Below are 16820 nucleotides of genomic sequence, written 5' to 3'. Positions count from 1 at the left end.
CCAGGCTTCACGGAGAGTTCCGGCCAGGGCCGACTGTCCGTCAGCTCTTCCGGCGGACATTCACGGAGCATCCCCAGGAAGATCGGTCGGCAGAGCGGCGGCACCGTCCTTGGTGACCCGCGTCGCACCGAAGTAGTCGGGCGTATCGATCTTGTCGAACCGGATGACCGCTCCCGTGAAGGGGGCGTTGATCATGTACCCGCCCCCGACGTACAGCCCCACGTGCCGGATGGCCCGCGAGTTGGTCAGATCATCGGAGAAGAACACCAGATCCCCCGGAAGCAGCTCGTCCCGCGAAGGATGCGGCCCGGCGTTGTACTGGTCGTTGGCAACGCGCGGCAGCTCAATGCCCACCGTCCGGTACGCGGCCTGGGTCAGCCCGGAACAGTCGAACCGCCCCTGCTGCTCCGGCGTCCCGTTCCCGCCCCACAGATACGGCGTACCGAGCTTTTTCTGCGCGAAGTAGATGGCACCGGCCGCCTGCCGGGAGGGCGCGACCCTGCCGACGGGCCGGGCGAAGCTCTTCTCCAGCGAGCGGATGATCTTCACGTAGTTCTGCGTCTCCTTGTAAGGAGGCACACCGCCGTACTTGATGACCGCGTAGGCACCGGCGTTGTACGCGGCCAGCATGTTGCTCGTCGGATCGCCCGGCACCTTCTTGACGTACCCGGCGAGCTCACAGTCGTACGAAGCGGCCGAGGGAATCGCGTCGGCCGGGTCCCACACGTCCCGCTTGCCGTCACCGTTGCCGTCGATACCGTGCGTGGCCCAGGTGCCCGGGATGAACTGCGCGATGCCCTGCGCGGCGGCGTGGCTCTGCGCCCTCGGGTTCCAACCGCTCTCCTGGTACAACTGCGCCGCCAGCAAGGCCGGGTTGATGGCGGGGCAGAGGTTGCCCCACTTCTGGACCAGCGACTGGAACCGCGCCGGCACCGCCCCCTTGGCGAGCGCGACGGCCCCACCTCCGCCCGCCCCGGCGAGACCGGCGGCGGCCGAGTACGTACCGACGAGGAGCAGCGCCATGAAGGCCGCCGCCATGCCCACGCCGATGCCACCGAAGACCCAGAATTTCCGCACCCCTCAACCATCCCCCATCGCGCGACGGTTCAGGGCTCTTTTCGACGGTGTGTACGAGTCATCCGCGGCACACCACCGGCGCACCCGGAGCACAGGGGGGCGGTAACGGCTCAGGAGCAACGCGCGTGACGGTATCCCGCCCAGGACCGAGCCCCCACCGCCCCGCTCACCCACCGCCCCCGAGCCGAACCCACCGCCGACTCGCGGACCCGCACCAGCAGAACAAGGATCGGGACCGCCTGCAGTGACCGGGACATGGCCCGACAGCCCGACCCGACACCGGCAGGGGCATGACATGGGGTCGCGGCCCCGAGGGGGACTCAAAGCCGCTACCCAGTGGCAAAGCTGAGATACCGCGCCCTACTCACCGCCGGACGCCACCCCGGCCTCCGACGCCTCGGCCGACCAGAAGTCGGAGTGGATGTTGGGGCGGGGGATGAACTCCGCCTCCGGGTCGAGCGGCGCGGTGGCCTGGCTGACGGAGTCGGCCACCTCGGAGTAGCGGACACAGGGGCTGATTACGTCGAAGTGCACCTGCCCCTTGTCGGCAACGATCAGGCCGACTTGGAACCCGTCCTCAGTCCGCGCGTAAATCGCGGGAACGTCCACATCGTTGTTGATGGCAGTCATGCGGTATCCGCTCTTCCGCCAAAACCGATCCACCACTCCCAGGAGGCTTCCCCTCCTCTGAGCCGAAACGACCGTCATAACTGTCCTCCTGCGGGTCACCGTGCAGTTCCCCGTCGTCGTCGGCCCGTGCACCCAGCCCACATTTGGTTCGATCTCTACAAGAACCTCGTCGAGGATTCCGTCCGCTCGTTCTGCAGCACCTTGCATGTCCATTCCCTCATCCCTCATCTTCACACACCCCACCAGTAAAGACCCCACGAGAAGGGCAATTAACACCTCTCGCACCCTAAATCTCAACGCGAACCTTCCGTTTTGATCTTGTGGGAATATCCTGAGACGATCAATGCCATATTCTCGACCGACGTCATATCAAGCGCCGGATCAAAGTATCCAGAATGTGCGTCAATCGAAAGTCCACTCGGTCCAACCAGAGGTGGACCGTCCCCCACCTCAAACCGCCTCGCCCCGAAGGATTCACTCGACGGATCCCTACCGAACCAGACGTCGTCGCCTCCCGGATCGGCCAGGCCTCCAAAGAAATATGCAGCGGCTGGCCCACCAGCCAGCATTTCAGCCGCGCCGACAGCGAACTGTTCCTTCGAGGGGAGTTTGGTCACAATGTCGTTCGAAGCCGCTCCGACAAAGACGTGGTCCCTGCCTACCCCGAGATCGTCTGCACTGTCGACACCTACCCCCGGACTTCCTACGAACACAATGTCATCGACGCCGGGAATTCCGCTCCCTTGCTGGGCCGCTGCCCCTACGGTTCGGGAACCGTAGGAGTGCCCAATAGCTGTCATGTGCGAATCTGCATGCTCACTGGTTGCTGCGAGGCCGCCCATGAATGAACTGAAGGAACGCCCACCATCCTCAGCCCTACCATCGCCAGCAACGGCAAAGGTTCCCCAGCCGTCCGGCGACTGCGGTGCGTCATATCCAAGCCAGGTGATAGCAGCAGTGGATCCCCCATGCCGGTTTGAGGCGATGGCCAGATCGCGCGCCCGCCCAAGATCACCCTTTGCAAATTCTTCATCCAGGGAAGTATTGAGACCGGGTACATACGCCGCAACATTCCGCGACGTATCCGGATTCCCGTACGAGACAATCGCCCGCCCGTTCCCCTGATCCCCGATACCGAGCAAATACATCGGCGGCTCCCCCGGCCTCGGCACCGCCTCCAACTGCCGGTCGATCTCCCCCAGCGCCGCCAGCTTCGTCGCCGCATCCTCGTCGTCCTGCCCCGCCAGCTTCCCCATCAGCAGCTGGAGGTTGTCCCGGTTCGCCGCGTCGCGGACCAGGGCCGGGATCCCGTCCAGGTTGCCGATCTGGTCCGGGTACACCGCGAGGTACTCCTCGCGCTGTTCGTCCGTCAGCCCCTCCCACCACGCCTTCCGCTCGGCCGGAGACGCATCGTGCGGGATCTCCTGCCTGAGGTACCCGCTCGCCGCCTGCCGCACCGCCGCCGCGTCGCCCGCCGCATCCGTCCACGTCGCCGCCGGCACTCCAAGGCCGTCCTCCGCCTTCAACGCCCGCAGGATCTTCGCGTACCGCCAGTCCACGTCGGCCGCCGTCCGCACCGCCCGGGCGACCCGGTCCGCGATGTCCTGAGCCTTCGCGGCGTTCGGGTTGGGTGCGACGAGTCCGGAGGGGCTCGCCATCCCGGGGTTCGGAACGCCGGAGGCCCGGCCGCCCGCCAGCGGTTTCCCGTCGACCAGGCCCTCACCCGCCGCCGGGTACGTCACCGAACCGTCCGGATGGACCGTGAACTTCAGGGCCGCTGCATCGTCGAGCGCCCCTTGGAGCACGCGCTGCTGGGCCTTCAGCTCGTGGGCCAGGCTGTTCAGTGTGGTCCTTAACAGCCCGCACTCCGTATAGACGTACTGGAAGTTCTTCGACAGCCGGCGCAACCGCCTGACCGCCGCCTGCGCCGCCTCGCCCTTCTGCGTCCGGCGCAGGTCGTTGACGAGCTGGGTGTCGATACGGTCCCGGGCGGCGTCGGCACGGTTGCTGGCCCGGCCCCACCCGTCGGCGGCCTCCTCCAGTTCGGCGCACCTCACCTCACGTAACTTCGCCCACGTCAGCGTCGCCCCCAGCGCCGCCAGCCCACCCGGCCCACCAGTCCCACTCACCGCACCTCACCCGCACCCGAGCCCGCACCGAAGCCGGACCCAGCCCCACCACCACCCGCTCCGGCCCCAACACCAACCACCCTCACCCCATCGAAGAAGCCCTTCACCGCCCCGTTCACCTCGGACTGCGTGGCGGCAACCGCCCGCAGCTTCCCCGTCAGGCTCCGGCACTCGTCACGGGCGGTTTCGATCCGCCGCTCCCACGAAGCCCGTACGGCACCCAGCTCGGCGAGCGCAGACAGCTCACCGGCTCCCGCCGCCAGCCCCTGGTGCGCACGTCCCAACTCGGCCTTCACCGGACCGAGGTGCGCGACCAGCCCCTCCGCCCCACCGGCCGCACGCAGCCACGGCCCATCACTGTGGTTGAGGTCGCCCCCACCGCCACCCTCCTCACCGCGCGGCTCGGCCCACCACCACGGCCGGTCGCCGCCCGGCTGCGCCAGCACACCCACTCCGCTCACACCGCTCACCCCGTTCCTCGATCGTGGAGCGGCACTGTGCCAAACACGGCTTGGCCGACGCGCCGTCAACCTGCACGGCCAAGGCGCACGTCCGGAGGCGGACGCCCGCGATCACCGGGTTCCTCGCCGCACCGGCCGGAGACGGGATTCACCCGGACGATGGACACAGGCCCTCCATCTCCTACTCCGCCCGCCCTTCCTGACGGCGCATCGCCCCGGCTCACCGGCGCACCGGCAGCTCTCGAACGGCGCATACGAACACGTCGTGCCCCACGAACGCTGCAACCGCACCAGGAACCCATGGCCACCGTCGTTGCTCGCGGTCACACCGCGTGATACACAGAGTAACCAGGCGTATGTGTGTGAATACCGGGACGAGCCGCAGGTCAGGGCGGCTGTTTCGGTCGAACGTGCGAGATCCGGGTAAAGAGACCGGGAAGGCGTCGTACGAAGGCGGTTTCATCAGCGAAGATAGAAGGCAACCCGTGCCGTACGGGCACGGAACGCTAACTACCCAACAGGGGCGGTGACTTACATGATCCTGGCAGCAGAGAAGGGCGACATCACCACCATCATCGGCGGAATCGCCCCCAACTGGGGGCCGTTCGGCACGCTGGGCAACGAGGCACGCATCATGATCGAGGTGGTGATGGCGATCGCCATCCTGCTCTGCCTCGGCATCGCGATCTGGGGCGCGGCGAAGCAGCGCATCGGAGCGACGGCGCTACGTGACACGTTCAGTGCGGAACAGGGCAAGGGCCTGATCGTGGCGGGCCTGACCGGAGTCTTCATCATCGGCTCGCTCGGCACGCTCTTCACCATCGTGTACGGAATGGCTGTCTGACCCACCGTCGGCCAGCCCGCACCGGGCCGTCCCCGCCCGCTCCCCACCATCCGTCCGTCGTGCCCACCGGCTGAGGTTGCGTCTCCTTGATGTCGAGTCACTCCACCGCGCTCACGCGGCAACCAGCACAGCTACCGTCGTCCTGCGCGGAATCGCACACGACCGAGGGAGCGAACGCGGCATGAGTCCCGGCGACGACCACGACTACCGCGGCATGGATCAGGGCGGGCGCGCGGACGACCCGTACAGCACCCTCGGCGGCACCCGCCAGACCCGTACGCGCCTCCCGGACGGCGACGCGGACCACCCGCACCCCCGCCGGCCCGTCCGGAACTCGCGATCCATCGTCACGATCACCGGCGTAGTGGTCCTCCTCATCGCCGCCATCGCGTTCGCCAACCGCGGTGGCACGGGTGACGACGACAACGCCGCCCCGGGCGCGAGGAGCTCCGGGGCCGCGGGCTCGGCCCCGACCGCCGCCACCGGCACCAAGCCGGTCCAGGGCAAGAACGGAACGATCGCCTCCGGCTTCGCGCAGGACGAGCAGGGGGCGCAGAGCGCGGCGGCGAACTACTCGGTCGCGCTGGGGTCGGCCGAGATGTTCAACGCTGAGTCCCGCAACGGCATCATTCAAGCGACCCATGATCCAGCGGTGGCCCAGAAACTCCAGGACGACCTGGACGCCGCCTACTCCCCCGCGTTCTACAAGAACGTCGGTCTCAACGACGACGGCAGCACACCCACCGGGCTGACCTTCGTCTCACGGACCGTCCCGGTCGGTACGAAGGTCGTCGAAATGGAGACTGATACGGCCAGCGTGGAGGTCTGGTGCACCGGTCTCGTGGGGCTGGCCGGGCAGGGCTCCACCAAGCCGGTCACCGAGACCTGGTTCACCATCTCGCAGAAGCTCACGTGGGTGGGTGGCGACTGGAAGATCTCGTCGTCGAGCCAGACGGAGGGTCCGACACCGGTCAACGGTGACAACCGTGCTTCCACAGCCGACGAGATGGCCGCAGCGGTCGATGCGTACGGAGGCTTCACCTATGCCCGATAGCCGCCGATTCCGCCTCTCCTCGCTGGTCGGCGCCGCGGGTCTCGCGCCCGCCGCGCTGATCGTCATGGCTCCGGGTGCCGCCGCGGATCCCACGCCGACGCCGACGCCCTCCCCCAGCGCGAGCGACAACCCCTGCGACCTCATCGTCGGACTCGCCCGGGACTACTGCGAGGACGGCGAGAACGCCCGCAGTGGCTCACGCGCTCCGACCGACATCGACAACCCCGCCGACCCCCTCACCTCCCTGGCCCAGGGCTGCGCCGACGCCGCCGCCTACATCGTCGGCAAGCTCAGCGAGGCCGTCGGGTCCACGGCGAACGTCGACTTCACCAACCCCGCCTTCCGCCAGCAGTACGCCGTCATCTTCGCGGCCTCCACCTTCCTCACCCTCGTCCTCTGGCTCCTCGCCGTCGCCAAGCGCGCCATCCGCGGCGTCCCGTTCGCCACAGCGATCTCCGAGGCCGTCGGCTTCCTCTGGCTCACCGTCCTCGCCTCCGCCTTCACGCCGCTGATCCTCTACACGATCGTCTCCGCCACCGACGGCGTCACCGAGGTCATCGCCTCCGCCACCGGAAGCCAGACCGACGTGTTCTTCGGGTCGTTCGCCGAGGCGCTCAAGAAGGGCACCGACATCGGTGGCGGACCGATCATGCTGATCGTCGTCTCGCTCGTCTCGATCGTCGCTGCCGGCGTCCTGTGGCTGGAGCTCGTCATCCGCGCCGCCCTGCTCTACGTCGGCGCGCTCCTCGGCATCGTCGTCTACGCCGGCCTCGTCGACAAGAACATGTGGGGCCACGTCCGCCGCTGGGCCGGCATCATGATCGCGGTGATCATGGTCAAGCCGGTCATCGTCATCGTCCTCGGCCTCGCCGGAGCGCTCTCCGGGGGTGATGGCCCGGACGCCTTCTCCGCCGTCGTCTCCGGCCTCGCCATCATCCTGCTGGCCATCTTCGCCTCCGCCATGATCTACCGCTTCGTCCCCGGCTTCGGCGACGAGATCCAGGGCGCCCGCACCAACCGCAAGCAGGCCACCGACGGAGCCCAGGCCGCCGCCCTCATCAGCTCCCCGGCCGCCCTCGTCTCGCAGGGCATCAAGACCCACAGCGGCCGCACCGACCAAGGCGGTGGAGGTGGCGGAGGCGGCGCCCGCCCCTCCAACCCGGTCAGCGGCGGCGTCGCCGCACACAGCTCCCGCACCTCCGGCGGAGGCGGATCCGTCCCCTCCGCCGCACCCTCGCCCCGCAGCGGCGGCTCCGGCCCCACCTCCGGCACCCCCCACAGCAGCCGCCCCTTCAGGGGAAGCGGCTCCGGCAGCACAGGTAACTCGAGCACAGGAGGTGGAGGGCGTTGACGACTCAGTCCCACACGATGACGCCCCGCCGTACGTATCTCATCGGCCGCGCCCGGCCGAACGCGATCGTCGGCAAGAACCGCGAGTCCGGCGAGATCGCGCTGATCATCGTCGGCGCGTTCCTCGGCATGATGAGCGGACTCCTCGTCCCCGTCCTCTCCCTCCGCATCGTCTGCCTCGTCGGCTTCCCGATGCTGGCCCTCGCCGTCGTGTACGTCCCGTACAAGGGCCGCACCTTCTACAAGTGGTTCGAGATCAACCGCAGCTTCAAGCGCTCCCTGCGCCGCGGCACCGCCTACCGCTCCGGCGCCATGGAAGCCGGCGTCAGCGTGGACGGCCGTGAGGTCGAGATCGGCCCGCCGCCCGGCATCGGCCGCATCAGCTGGCTCGCCGCCCCCTTCGGCCCCGACGAGATCGCCGTACTCCTCCACGCCGACCGCCGCACCGTCACCGCCGCCATCGAGATCGAGGGCCCCGGCGTCGGCCTCCGCGACAGCGAGGACCAAGAGGCCCTGGTCGACCGCTTCGGCACCCTCCTCAAGCACGTGGCCAACGGCGACGGCTTCGTCACCCGCCTCCAGATGCTCGCCCGCACCCTCCCCGCCGACCCCGACGCCCACGCCAAGGACGTTTCCCAGCGCGGCGACAAGGCGTCCCCCGGCTGGCTCCAGGACTCCTACGACCAACTCCAGTCCATGGTCTCCACCTCCAGCGAGCAGCACCGCGCCTACCTCGTCGCCTGCATGCACTACAGCCGCGAGCTCGCCGCCGAGGCCAACGCCATCGCCCGCGCCGCCCGCCCCCACGGCGGCCGCAAGCTCGACCGCGACTCCGGCCTCGCCATCGTCATGGCCCGCGAGCTCACCGACATCTGCGCCCGCCTCGCCGAGGCCGACATCCGGGTCCGCCAGCCGCTCGGCCAGAGCCGCGTCGCCTCCCTCGTCCACTCGATGTACGACCCCGACCACCCCATCGACCACATCCAGGCCATGACCAAGCGCAACGCCTGGCCCGCCGAACTCGACGCGGTGGAGCCGACGTTCCTCCAGGCCAAGACCCGCGAGTCCACCACCCGCGCCCCCTGGTGCCACGCCACCGCCTGGGTGAAGGAGTGGCCGATGACCCCCGTCGGCGTCAACTTCCTCGCCCCGCTCCTCGTCCACACGCCCGACGTCATCCGTACGGTCGCCGTCTGCATGGACCTCGAACCCACCGAGGTCGCCATCGAGCGCATGCTGACCGAGAAGACCAACGACGACGCCGAGGCCAGCCGCCAGGCCAAGATGAACCGTACGGTCGACCCCCGCGACATCGCCGCCCACGGCCGGCTCGACCAGCGGGGTGAAGATCTCGCCAGCGGCGCGGCCGGAGTCAACCTGGTGGGGTACATCACGGTGTCGTCCCGCTCCCCCGAGGCCCTCGCCCGCGACAAGCGCACGATCCGCGCCTCCGCCGGCAAGTCGTATCTCAAGCTGGAGTGGTGCGACCGCGAACACCACCGCGCCTTCGTGAACACGCTCCCGTTCGCCACCGGCATCCGCCGCTGACACTGACACTGACACTGGCACCGCCACCGCCACCGCCACCGCCACCGCCACCGCCACCGCCACCGCCACCAAGATCAACACCACCCGCGACACGAGAGGGCACCCACGCCATGCGAGACCCCCTGTCCGCAGTGTCGGATGCCTTCACCTCCTTCCTCTTCGGCAAGGTGGAGACGACCCGCCTCCCCGTCCGTACGTCGACGGGCCAGGCCCAGGCCGTCTACCTGCCCACCGCCGCCCCCGGCCTCGGCGACTCCGGCGTGATCATCGGCCGCGAGGTCTACAGCGGCAAGGGCTACATCTACGACCCCTTCCAGCTGTACGGCCAGCAGCTCCCCGCCCCCCACTGGCTCGTCCTCGGGGAGTCCGGCAACGGCAAGTCGGCGCTGGAGAAGACCTACGTCCTGCGCCAGCTCCGCTTCCGCGACCGCCAGGTCGTCGTCCTGGACGCCCAGGGCGAGGACGGCGTCGGCGAGTGGAACCTCATCGCCCAGGAGCTGGGCATAACCCCCATCCGCCTGGACCCGACCGCAGCGCTCAACGGCGGCATCCGCCTCAACCCGCTCGACCCGTCCATCACCACCACCGGCCAGCTCGCCCTCCTCCGTACGATCATCGAAGTCGCCATGGGCCACGGGCTCGACGAGCGCTCCGGCTTCGCGCTGAAGGTCGCCCACGCCTACGTCACCGCGACCATCACCGAACGCCAGCCGGTCCTCATGGACATCGTGGAGCAGCTCCGCCACCCGAAGCCCGAGTCGGCCGAGGCGATGAACGTCGACATAGACGATGTACGGGCCTGGGGCCTGGACGTCGCCCTCGTCCTGGACCGGCTCGTCGACGGTGACCTGCGCGGCATGTTCGACGGCCCCACCACCGTCGGCATCGACCTCGACGCGCCGCTCATCGTCTTCGACCTCTCGCACATCGACCGCAACTCGATCGCGATGCCGATCCTGATGGCCATCGTCGGCGTCTGGCTGGAACACACCTGGATCCGGCCCGACCGCAAGAAGCGCATCTTCCTGGTCGAAGAGGCCTGGCACATCATCAACTCGCCTTTCGTCGCGCAGCTCTTCCAGCGCCTGCTGAAGTTCGGCCGCCGGCTCGGCCTCTCCTTCGTCGCCGTCGTCCACCACCTCAGCGACGTGGTAGACGGAGCGGCGGCGAAGGAAGCGGCGGCCATCCTCAAAATGGCCTCCACCCGTACGATCTACGCGCAGAAGACCGACGAGGCGCGCGCCACCGGCCGGGTCATCGGCCTGCCCCGGTGGGCCGTCGAGATCATCCCGACACTCACGCCGGGCATCGCGGTCTGGGACGTCAACGGCAACGTCCAGGTCGTCAAACACCTGATCACCGAGGCCGAACGGCCCCTCGTCTTCACCGACCGCGCCATGACCGAGGGATCGGCCCCGGACGCGAACGACCTGCTCCCCGAGGACATCCGCGCCGCGGAGCTGGAGGCGGAGCAGCGAGCGGCCCGGATCGAGAACCAGCAGCGGCTCGACGACTCGTCCCGCTCCACGGTGGCCTGACATGGCACGCCGGCCACCACGCGGCCCCGTACCGGAAAGAGGCCGGCCGGAGAGGCACCGCCGCCACGAGGATGCCCACAGCGGCGGCATCCCCGACGGCCTGCTGGTCGGACTGCTCGGTCTCTTCCTCGCGGCGACCCTGCTCGCCTGGACTGCCACCGGCCTCGCCGGCCTCCTCACGCACGGCTCCTGGCCGGACGGCGTCACCTTCATTCGAACCCCCATCGCTCTGCGCGAACTGGTCACGGCCCCTCAGGACCTCACGGCCGCCTGGCCCCACACACCCCCGTCCCAGCTCTCCGGCTACGGCCTGTTCTGGGGCCTGTTCATCGGCGAGCTGATGGTGCTGGTCGTCCTGACGGTGTTCGCCCTCGGGTCCGTGGCCCGGTGGCGAGTCGTACGGGAACGGCGCCGCGAAGAACGTCTGCACGGCTCGTACGGAACACCCCACGAGCCCGAAAACCCCCACGTGTCTCACCAGCCCCAGGATGTCCACGAGGCCCCGCCTCCGCACCCCTCGTCGCTCCCGCTCACCAAGTCCCCCGCGACCTCACCTCGGCCACAACCACCATCGCACCCGGCAGAACAGGAAACACGCCGGACAACCCCCGAGGCTCCACCCCAGCCACCCCCACCGGCCTCCCTCACGCTCCCCTCCCCCCGCACCCCCCTCCTCGTCTACGCCCCAGCCCCCGACCGCCGCCCCACCGTCGTCCAGGCCATCCAGGACGCCGAGGGCCCGGCGCTCGTCGTCACCTCGGACCCCACGGTCTGGGCCGAGACGAAGGACGCCCGGGCCAAGCTCGGTCCGGTCCTCGTCTACGACCCGGGCCACCTCTGCGACACCCCGGCCCGCCTCCACTGGCCGCCCACCGCCGGCTGCGAGGATCCCGGCACCGCCGCCGTACGCGCCGCCGCCCTCCTCGCCCCGGTCCGCCCGCAGGCCAGCATCGACGCGGCGGTGGCCGACACCGCGCAGACGCTGCTCCGGTGCTGGCTGCACGCCGCGGCGGTGGACGGCCGCCCGTTCCGCCAGGTCGCCCGCTGGGCCTCGGGCGCCGCGGCCCACGAACCCGTACGCCTCCTCCGTACACATCCCAAGGCCGCATCCGGCCTCGCCGGGCTGCTGGAGTCCGCGCTCACGGCGTACCCGGAACGACGCGACGTCGCCCAGGAGTTGACCGTACGGGCCTTCTCGGCTCTCTCCTCGGTGCACATCCGTGAGGCCTGCACGGCCAACCGATCGGATGCGGCCGCACTGGATTCCTTTGCCCGCGAGGGGGGAACGCTCTATGTGGTCGGTGAACCCATCGAAGATCCCCGCACCCGCCCCGGCGCGATGCCCCTCCTCACCGCGCTCACCTCACACGTGGTCGAGCACGGCCGCCGCATGGCCGCACGGTCATCCGACGGTCGGCTCGACCCACCAATGACGCTGGTCCTGGACGACGTGGCCGCCGTCGCACCGCTCCCGCAGCTCCCCGAACTCCTGGCGAGCGGCCAGGAGACGGGCCTGCCCGCGATCGTCCTGCTCCGCTCCCGCGAGCAGGGCCGGGCCCGCTGGCAGCAGCACCTGCACGCCCCGGCACCGGGCGCCCTCTGAGGAATCCGGCTACGCCCGCTCCATCACGTACTCCAGCTCCCACTCAGGCCGTTCGGCCGACACCGGTATGCGCTGCCCCGACGGTACGAACCCGAACCGCCGGTAGAACGCCGCGGCCCGAGGGTTGTCCTCGTGCACATACAGCCGCACCCGCTCCAGCCGGGGCGCGGAGAGCGACCAGCACCAGTCCACGGCCACCCGGAACAACGCGTCCGCCACCCCGCTCCCCCGCACCTCCGGCCGAACGAAGACCCCGACCAGATGCCCCTGGTCCACCGCGGGGGCCTCACCGAAGCGCACGTCGTCCCCTGGACGCTCGACCAGCACGGTGACCGTGCCCACCCACTCCCCTTCCGCCGACTCCGCGACGAACTGCCGTACGTCCCGGCCCTCGGCGGCCGCGGCCGTACGGTCCTGCCAGAACCCGTCCGGCCGCTCCACCGCCGCCTCGTACGAGTCCAGGAACGCCACCGGCGCCGCCGGATCCCGCAACGCCTCCAGCCGCAACCGCCTGGCCTGCGCCCACTCCCCGGCCCGTACGGCACGCATCACATGGTCCATGGTCCGATCCTCACCCGCCGCCCGCACACCGCTCAACCGACTAAACCCGCGTCGTACCCCGGTACTACACACCGCCGCCCACATCCAGCCCCCGGTCTGACGACCACCACCAGGCCGACTCCGTAGCGTCGACCGCATGATCAGGGCATACGGACTCACCAAGCGGTACGGCGACCGAACCGTCGTCCACGACCTCGACTTCACCGTCCACCCCGGTACGGTCACCGGCTTCCTCGGCCCCAACGGCGCCGGGAAGTCCACCACGATGCGCATGCTCCTCGGCCTCGATACGCCGACCCGCGGCCGCTCCACGATCGGCGGCCGCGCCTACGCCGCCCACGGAGCGCCTCTCACCCAGGTCGGCGCCCTGCTGGAGGCCCGCTCCGTCCACCCGGGCCGCTCCGCCCGCAACCACCTCATCGCCCTCGCCCACACCCACGGCATCCCGCGCGCCCGGGTCGACGAGGTCATCGCGCTCGCCGGCCTCACCGGAGCCGCCGACCGCCGGGTCAAGGGCTTCTCGCTCGGCATGAGGCAGCGCCTGGGCATCGCCTCCGCGCTCCTCGGCGACCCGGCCACCGTCATCCTGGACGAACCGGTCAACGGCCTCGACCCGGAAGGCGTGCTCTGGATCCGCACGCTGCTCAGGTCGCTGGCCGCCGAAGGGCGTACGGTCCTCGTCTCCTCGCACCTGATGAGCGAAATGGCCCTCACCGCCGACCACTTGATCGTCATCGGCCGGGGACGCCTCCTCGCGGACACGACGGTCGACGAGCTGGTCCGCCAGGCGGGCGGGGCCTCGGTCAAGGTCGTGACCCCGCAACCGGCTGAGCTGGCAGCGCACCTGACCGCACCGGAGGTGAAGATCGCCACCGTCACCAGAGCCGACGCCTCACCGCACGAACTCCGCATCCACGGCACAGAGGCCGCCCACGTCGGCGCCGTCGCCGCCGCGCACGGAATCACCCTCCACGAACTCACACCGCAGACGGTCTCGTTGGAGCAGGCCTTCATGGATCTCACCCAGGACGCGGCCGACCACCGATCCCGGCCACCGGCCACCACGACGGCCGCCCACCTCGCCGGAGCCGCGGCATGACTACGACGACACCGCACGCCACCACCACCAACCCGACGCGGCAAGCACCCCCGTACCGCATCACCAAGGCCCGCGTCCTCCGCTCCGAGTGGCACAAGCTCCGCTCGCTGCGCTCCACTTGGATCACGCTGACGGCAGCGGCCGCGCTCATTCTCGGGATCGGCCTGATCATGGGAGGGACGTACACCACCGGCGGCGGCGACTCCGACGTCGACACGGTCATCCTGACCCTGTACGGCAGCCTGCTCGGCCAGCTCTGCCTGGTGGTCCTGGGCATCCTGGTCACCGCGGGCGAGTACGCGACCGGCATGATCCGCTCCTCCCTCACCGCCGTACCGGCCCGGCTCCCCGTCCTGTGGGCGAAGGCCACGGTCTTCACGGCCACCGCGTTCTCGCTGATGTTCACGACGGCCCTGATCACCTTCGTCGCGGCCCAGCTCTTCCTCCACGACACCGACCAGGCGGCCTCGCTCGCCGACCCGGGAGTCCTGCGCGCCGTGGCGGGCACGGCGGCGGGGATCACCTTGACGGGCCTTCTGGCGCTCGGCCTCGGCGCTCTCCTGCGCTCGGTACCCGGCGCGATCGGCGCGTTCGTCGGCGGAGTCATGCTCCTTCCGGAGATCCTCGGGATGCTTCCGTACGAGACCGTCGAGCAGGCCGTCCGGTACTTTCCGACCCAGGCCGCCGGCGCACTCGGCTCCGCCACACCGCTGCCGGGCGCGGCGACCCCCGCCACCGCCCTGTTCGCCCTCTCCCTGTGGGTGGCGGCCTTTCTGGGAGCGGCGAGCTGGACACTGTGCCGCCGGGACGCGTGAGACCAGGGAAAAGGAGAAGGAACAAGCAGGTGACGGACGACCCCTCCGGCGAGAGAGGCCGGACCAGCACGGCCGCGGCCCCGCTCACCCGGACCATCCGCAGCACCCTGGACCGGCTCCGCGTCTTCGACCGACGCCGGCCGCGGGTCTGGGACGTGGCGGTGACCGCGTTCTGGGCCGTGGCGGCCGTCCTCGACTACACCTCCGGCGGCTGGCGGACCGTGGCCCGGGACGTGACCGCGCCCGAACCGCTGGTGCTGCTGATGAGCCTGTGGTTCTCGCTCCCGCTGCTGTGGCGCCGCACGCATCCGATGACCGTGCTCCTGCTGTCGGCCCCGGTGTCCCTGGTCAACATCTGGACGGGTGCCGTGGTCCAGGCCGCCCTCTTCCAGCTGATCCCCGTCTTCCACATCGCCCTGCGCCGGTCCCTCCGTACGCTCGGGACCGCGGCGCTGGTGTTCTGCGCCCCGCTCCTCGCGGGCGCCGTCGGCATCCCCGGTATCTGGGGCCAGCAAGCCGTCTCGTACGTATGGGGGTTGGTCTTCGTCGCCCTTCTGGGTATCGCCGTACGGACGCGCCGCGAATACACCGAGGCCCTCGTCGAGCGCGCCCACCGCCTGGAGCACGAACGCGACCAGCAGGCCCGCCTCGCCGCGGCCGCCGAACGCACCCGGATAGCACGGGAGATGCACGACATCATCGGCCACAACCTCTCGGTCATCACGGGCCTGGCGGACGGCGGGTCCTATGCGGCAGCCAAGAGCCCGGAACGTGCCGCCCAGGCCCTGGAGGCGATCGGCACCACCAGCCGGCAGGCCCTCTCCGAACTCCGCCGCCTCCTGGGCGTCCTGCGCGAGGACCACCCCGACGCCGACCGCGCCCCTCAGCCGGCCCTCGACGACCTGCTCCCGCTCATCGACCACGTCCGCCGAGCGGGCCTCCCGGTAACCCTGGACCTCCACAACGACCCCGGCCAACCGCACACCGAACCCACACCGGGCCGCCAGCTCACCGTCTACCGGGTGATCCAGGAGTCCTTGACCAACACCCTCAAACACGCCGGCCCACCCTCCGACGCACCCCTGTCCGCAATGGTGGCCCTCACCCACACGCCCACGCACATCGAGGCCACGATCACGGACTCGGGTGCCGGCACGCCCAGAGACGTCACCCGCACTCTCGGCCAAGGCATCATGGGCATGCGCGAACGCGCGGCGCTCTACAACGGCACGATCGAAGCCGGCCCTCTGCCGGACCACGGCGGATGGCGCGTGCACCTCCGCCTCCCTCTGGAGGACCGACCGCAGTGACGACCGTACTCATCGCCGATGACCAGCCGATGCAGCGCTTCGGCTTCCGGATGCTGCTGGAGAGCCAGGACGACCTGACGGTCGTCGGCGAGGCGGGCAACGGCAACGAGGCCATCGACCTGATCGCCCGGCACCAGCCGGACGTCGCCCTGATGGACATCCGCATGCCCGGCCTGGACGGCATCGAGGCGACCCGCCACATCATCAGGTCGGGCTCCCGGACCCGCATCCTCATCGTCACGACCTTCGACCTCGACGCGTACGCGTACGACGGCCTCCGCGCCGGAGCCAGCGGCTTCCTGGTCAAGGACGCCCAGCCGGAGGAGCTCCTCTCGGGCATCCGCGCGGTCGCCGCCGGCGACGCCGTGGTCGCCCCGTCCCTGACCCGCCGCCTCCTGGACGCCTACGCCCAGCACCTGCCGGACGCGCCCGGCGGCCGCCCCCCGACGACCGTGCCGGACCCGCGCATCACCGCGCTGACAGGCCGGGAACGGGAGATCCTCACGGTCATCGGCAAGGGCTGGTCCAACGCGGAGATAGCCACCCGACTCCACCTCGCCGAGTCCACCGTGAAGACGCACCTGACCCGCATCCTCGCCAAAACGGGCTGCCGGGACCGCGTCCAGGCGGTCATCCTGGCCTACGACACCCGCCTGGTGACGCCTTCGTAGTACGGCAGCAGGAGGGACCGACCATAAAACGCAGAAAAGCCCCGTGCCATAAGGCACGGGGCTTTCCCACAATAATTGTTCGGCGGCGTCCTACTCTCCCACAGGGTCCCCCCTGCAGTACCATCGGCGC

15 protein-coding genes are annotated in these 16820 nt (G+C 69.9%); 10 read left to right on the top strand and 5 right to left on the bottom strand.

Features of this window, described 5'->3' with window-relative positions; genetic code table 11:
- Positions 1 to 60 precede the first annotated feature (60 nt).
- The 4 genes from ACIRR8_RS31530 to ACIRR8_RS31515 all read right to left on the bottom strand — a co-directional run bounded on the left by ACIRR8_RS31530 (position 61) and on the right by ACIRR8_RS31515 (position 4297).
- Positions 61 to 1038 carry an NlpC/P60 family protein gene (locus ACIRR8_RS31530; protein WP_404071392.1) on the bottom strand — a complete coding sequence of 326 codons (978 nt, stop codon included), beginning with the start codon at positions 1036 to 1038 and terminating at the stop codon, positions 61 to 63.
- A gap of 399 nt (positions 1039 to 1437) precedes the next feature.
- On the bottom strand, positions 1438 to 1707 hold the full coding sequence (locus ACIRR8_RS31525) for a hypothetical protein (protein ID WP_404071271.1): 270 nt from the start codon (positions 1705 to 1707) through the stop codon (positions 1438 to 1440).
- 293 nt (positions 1708 to 2000) lie between these two features.
- Entirely contained in the window at positions 2001 to 3836 is a 1836-nt protein-coding gene (locus tag ACIRR8_RS31520; RefSeq protein WP_404071269.1) for an alpha/beta hydrolase, read from the bottom strand.
- Positions 3833 to 4297, bottom strand: coding sequence for a hypothetical protein (locus tag ACIRR8_RS31515; protein WP_404071267.1), 465 nt, complete (start codon positions 4295 to 4297; stop codon positions 3833 to 3835). Before ACIRR8_RS31515 ends, ACIRR8_RS31520 begins: the two co-directional genes overlap by 4 nt.
- A gap of 535 nt (positions 4298 to 4832) precedes the next feature.
- Between ACIRR8_RS31515 and ACIRR8_RS31510 the strand changes: the two genes are divergently transcribed.
- The 6 genes from ACIRR8_RS31510 to ACIRR8_RS31485 all read left to right on the top strand — a co-directional run bounded on the left by ACIRR8_RS31510 (position 4833) and on the right by ACIRR8_RS31485 (position 12234).
- Positions 4833 to 5141 carry a hypothetical protein gene (locus ACIRR8_RS31510; protein WP_015610155.1) on the top strand — a complete coding sequence of 103 codons (309 nt, stop codon included), beginning with the start codon at positions 4833 to 4835 and terminating at the stop codon, positions 5139 to 5141.
- A gap of 181 nt (positions 5142 to 5322) precedes the next feature.
- Positions 5323 to 6195 carry a hypothetical protein gene (locus ACIRR8_RS31505; RefSeq protein ID WP_404071265.1) on the top strand — a complete coding sequence of 291 codons (873 nt, stop codon included), beginning with the start codon at positions 5323 to 5325 and terminating at the stop codon, positions 6193 to 6195.
- Positions 6185 to 7546 (top strand): hypothetical protein, encoded by a 1362-nt coding sequence (locus ACIRR8_RS31500; RefSeq protein ID WP_404071264.1) that lies wholly within the window; start codon positions 6185 to 6187, stop codon positions 7544 to 7546. Before ACIRR8_RS31505 ends, ACIRR8_RS31500 begins: the two co-directional genes overlap by 11 nt.
- Positions 7543 to 9093 carry an SCO6880 family protein gene (locus ACIRR8_RS31495; protein WP_404071262.1) on the top strand — a complete coding sequence of 517 codons (1551 nt, stop codon included), beginning with the start codon at positions 7543 to 7545 and terminating at the stop codon, positions 9091 to 9093. The genes ACIRR8_RS31500 and ACIRR8_RS31495 overlap by 4 nt, the downstream gene beginning before the upstream one ends.
- A 110-nt stretch (positions 9094 to 9203) precedes the next feature.
- Positions 9204 to 10631, top strand: coding sequence for an ATP-binding protein (locus ACIRR8_RS31490; RefSeq protein ID WP_404071260.1), 1428 nt, complete (start codon positions 9204 to 9206; stop codon positions 10629 to 10631).
- 1 nt (position 10632) lies between these two features.
- Positions 10633 to 12234, top strand: coding sequence for a type VI secretion protein (locus tag ACIRR8_RS31485; protein WP_404071258.1), 1602 nt, complete (start codon positions 10633 to 10635; stop codon positions 12232 to 12234).
- 9 nt (positions 12235 to 12243) lie between these two features.
- Here the strand turns inward: ACIRR8_RS31485 and ACIRR8_RS31480 are convergent, their stop codons facing one another.
- Entirely contained in the window at positions 12244 to 12795 is a 552-nt protein-coding gene (locus ACIRR8_RS31480) for a GNAT family N-acetyltransferase (protein WP_404071256.1), read from the bottom strand.
- A 136-nt stretch (positions 12796 to 12931) separates the two neighbouring features.
- Between ACIRR8_RS31480 and ACIRR8_RS31475 the strand changes: the two genes are divergently transcribed.
- The 4 genes from ACIRR8_RS31475 to ACIRR8_RS31460 are packed head-to-tail and all read left to right on the top strand — an operon-like array spanning position 12932 to position 16690.
- A complete protein-coding gene (locus ACIRR8_RS31475; RefSeq protein WP_404071254.1) occupies positions 12932 to 13894 on the top strand; it encodes an ABC transporter ATP-binding protein in 963 nt (320 codons plus the stop codon).
- Positions 13891 to 14709 (top strand): ABC transporter permease, encoded by an 819-nt coding sequence (locus ACIRR8_RS31470; RefSeq protein WP_404071252.1) that lies wholly within the window; start codon positions 13891 to 13893, stop codon positions 14707 to 14709. The genes ACIRR8_RS31475 and ACIRR8_RS31470 overlap by 4 nt, the downstream gene beginning before the upstream one ends.
- Positions 14710 to 14738: 29 nt before the next feature.
- The gene (locus ACIRR8_RS31465; RefSeq protein WP_404071250.1) at positions 14739 to 16019 is read left to right on the top strand and encodes a sensor histidine kinase; all 1281 of its coding nucleotides are present in this window, start codon (positions 14739 to 14741) and stop codon (positions 16017 to 16019) included.
- Positions 16016 to 16690 (top strand): response regulator, encoded by a 675-nt coding sequence (locus ACIRR8_RS31460; RefSeq protein ID WP_404071248.1) that lies wholly within the window; start codon positions 16016 to 16018, stop codon positions 16688 to 16690. The genes ACIRR8_RS31465 and ACIRR8_RS31460 overlap by 4 nt, the downstream gene beginning before the upstream one ends.
- The last annotated feature ends 130 nt before the right edge of the window (positions 16691 to 16820 follow it).

The organism is Streptomyces sp. NPDC101178, from assembly GCF_044767965.1.
Lineage (GTDB): Bacteria > Actinomycetota > Actinomycetes > Streptomycetales > Streptomycetaceae > Streptomyces.
Note: the sequence above shows the minus strand (reverse complement) of the source record. Positions and strands in the feature narration are given on the sequence as shown.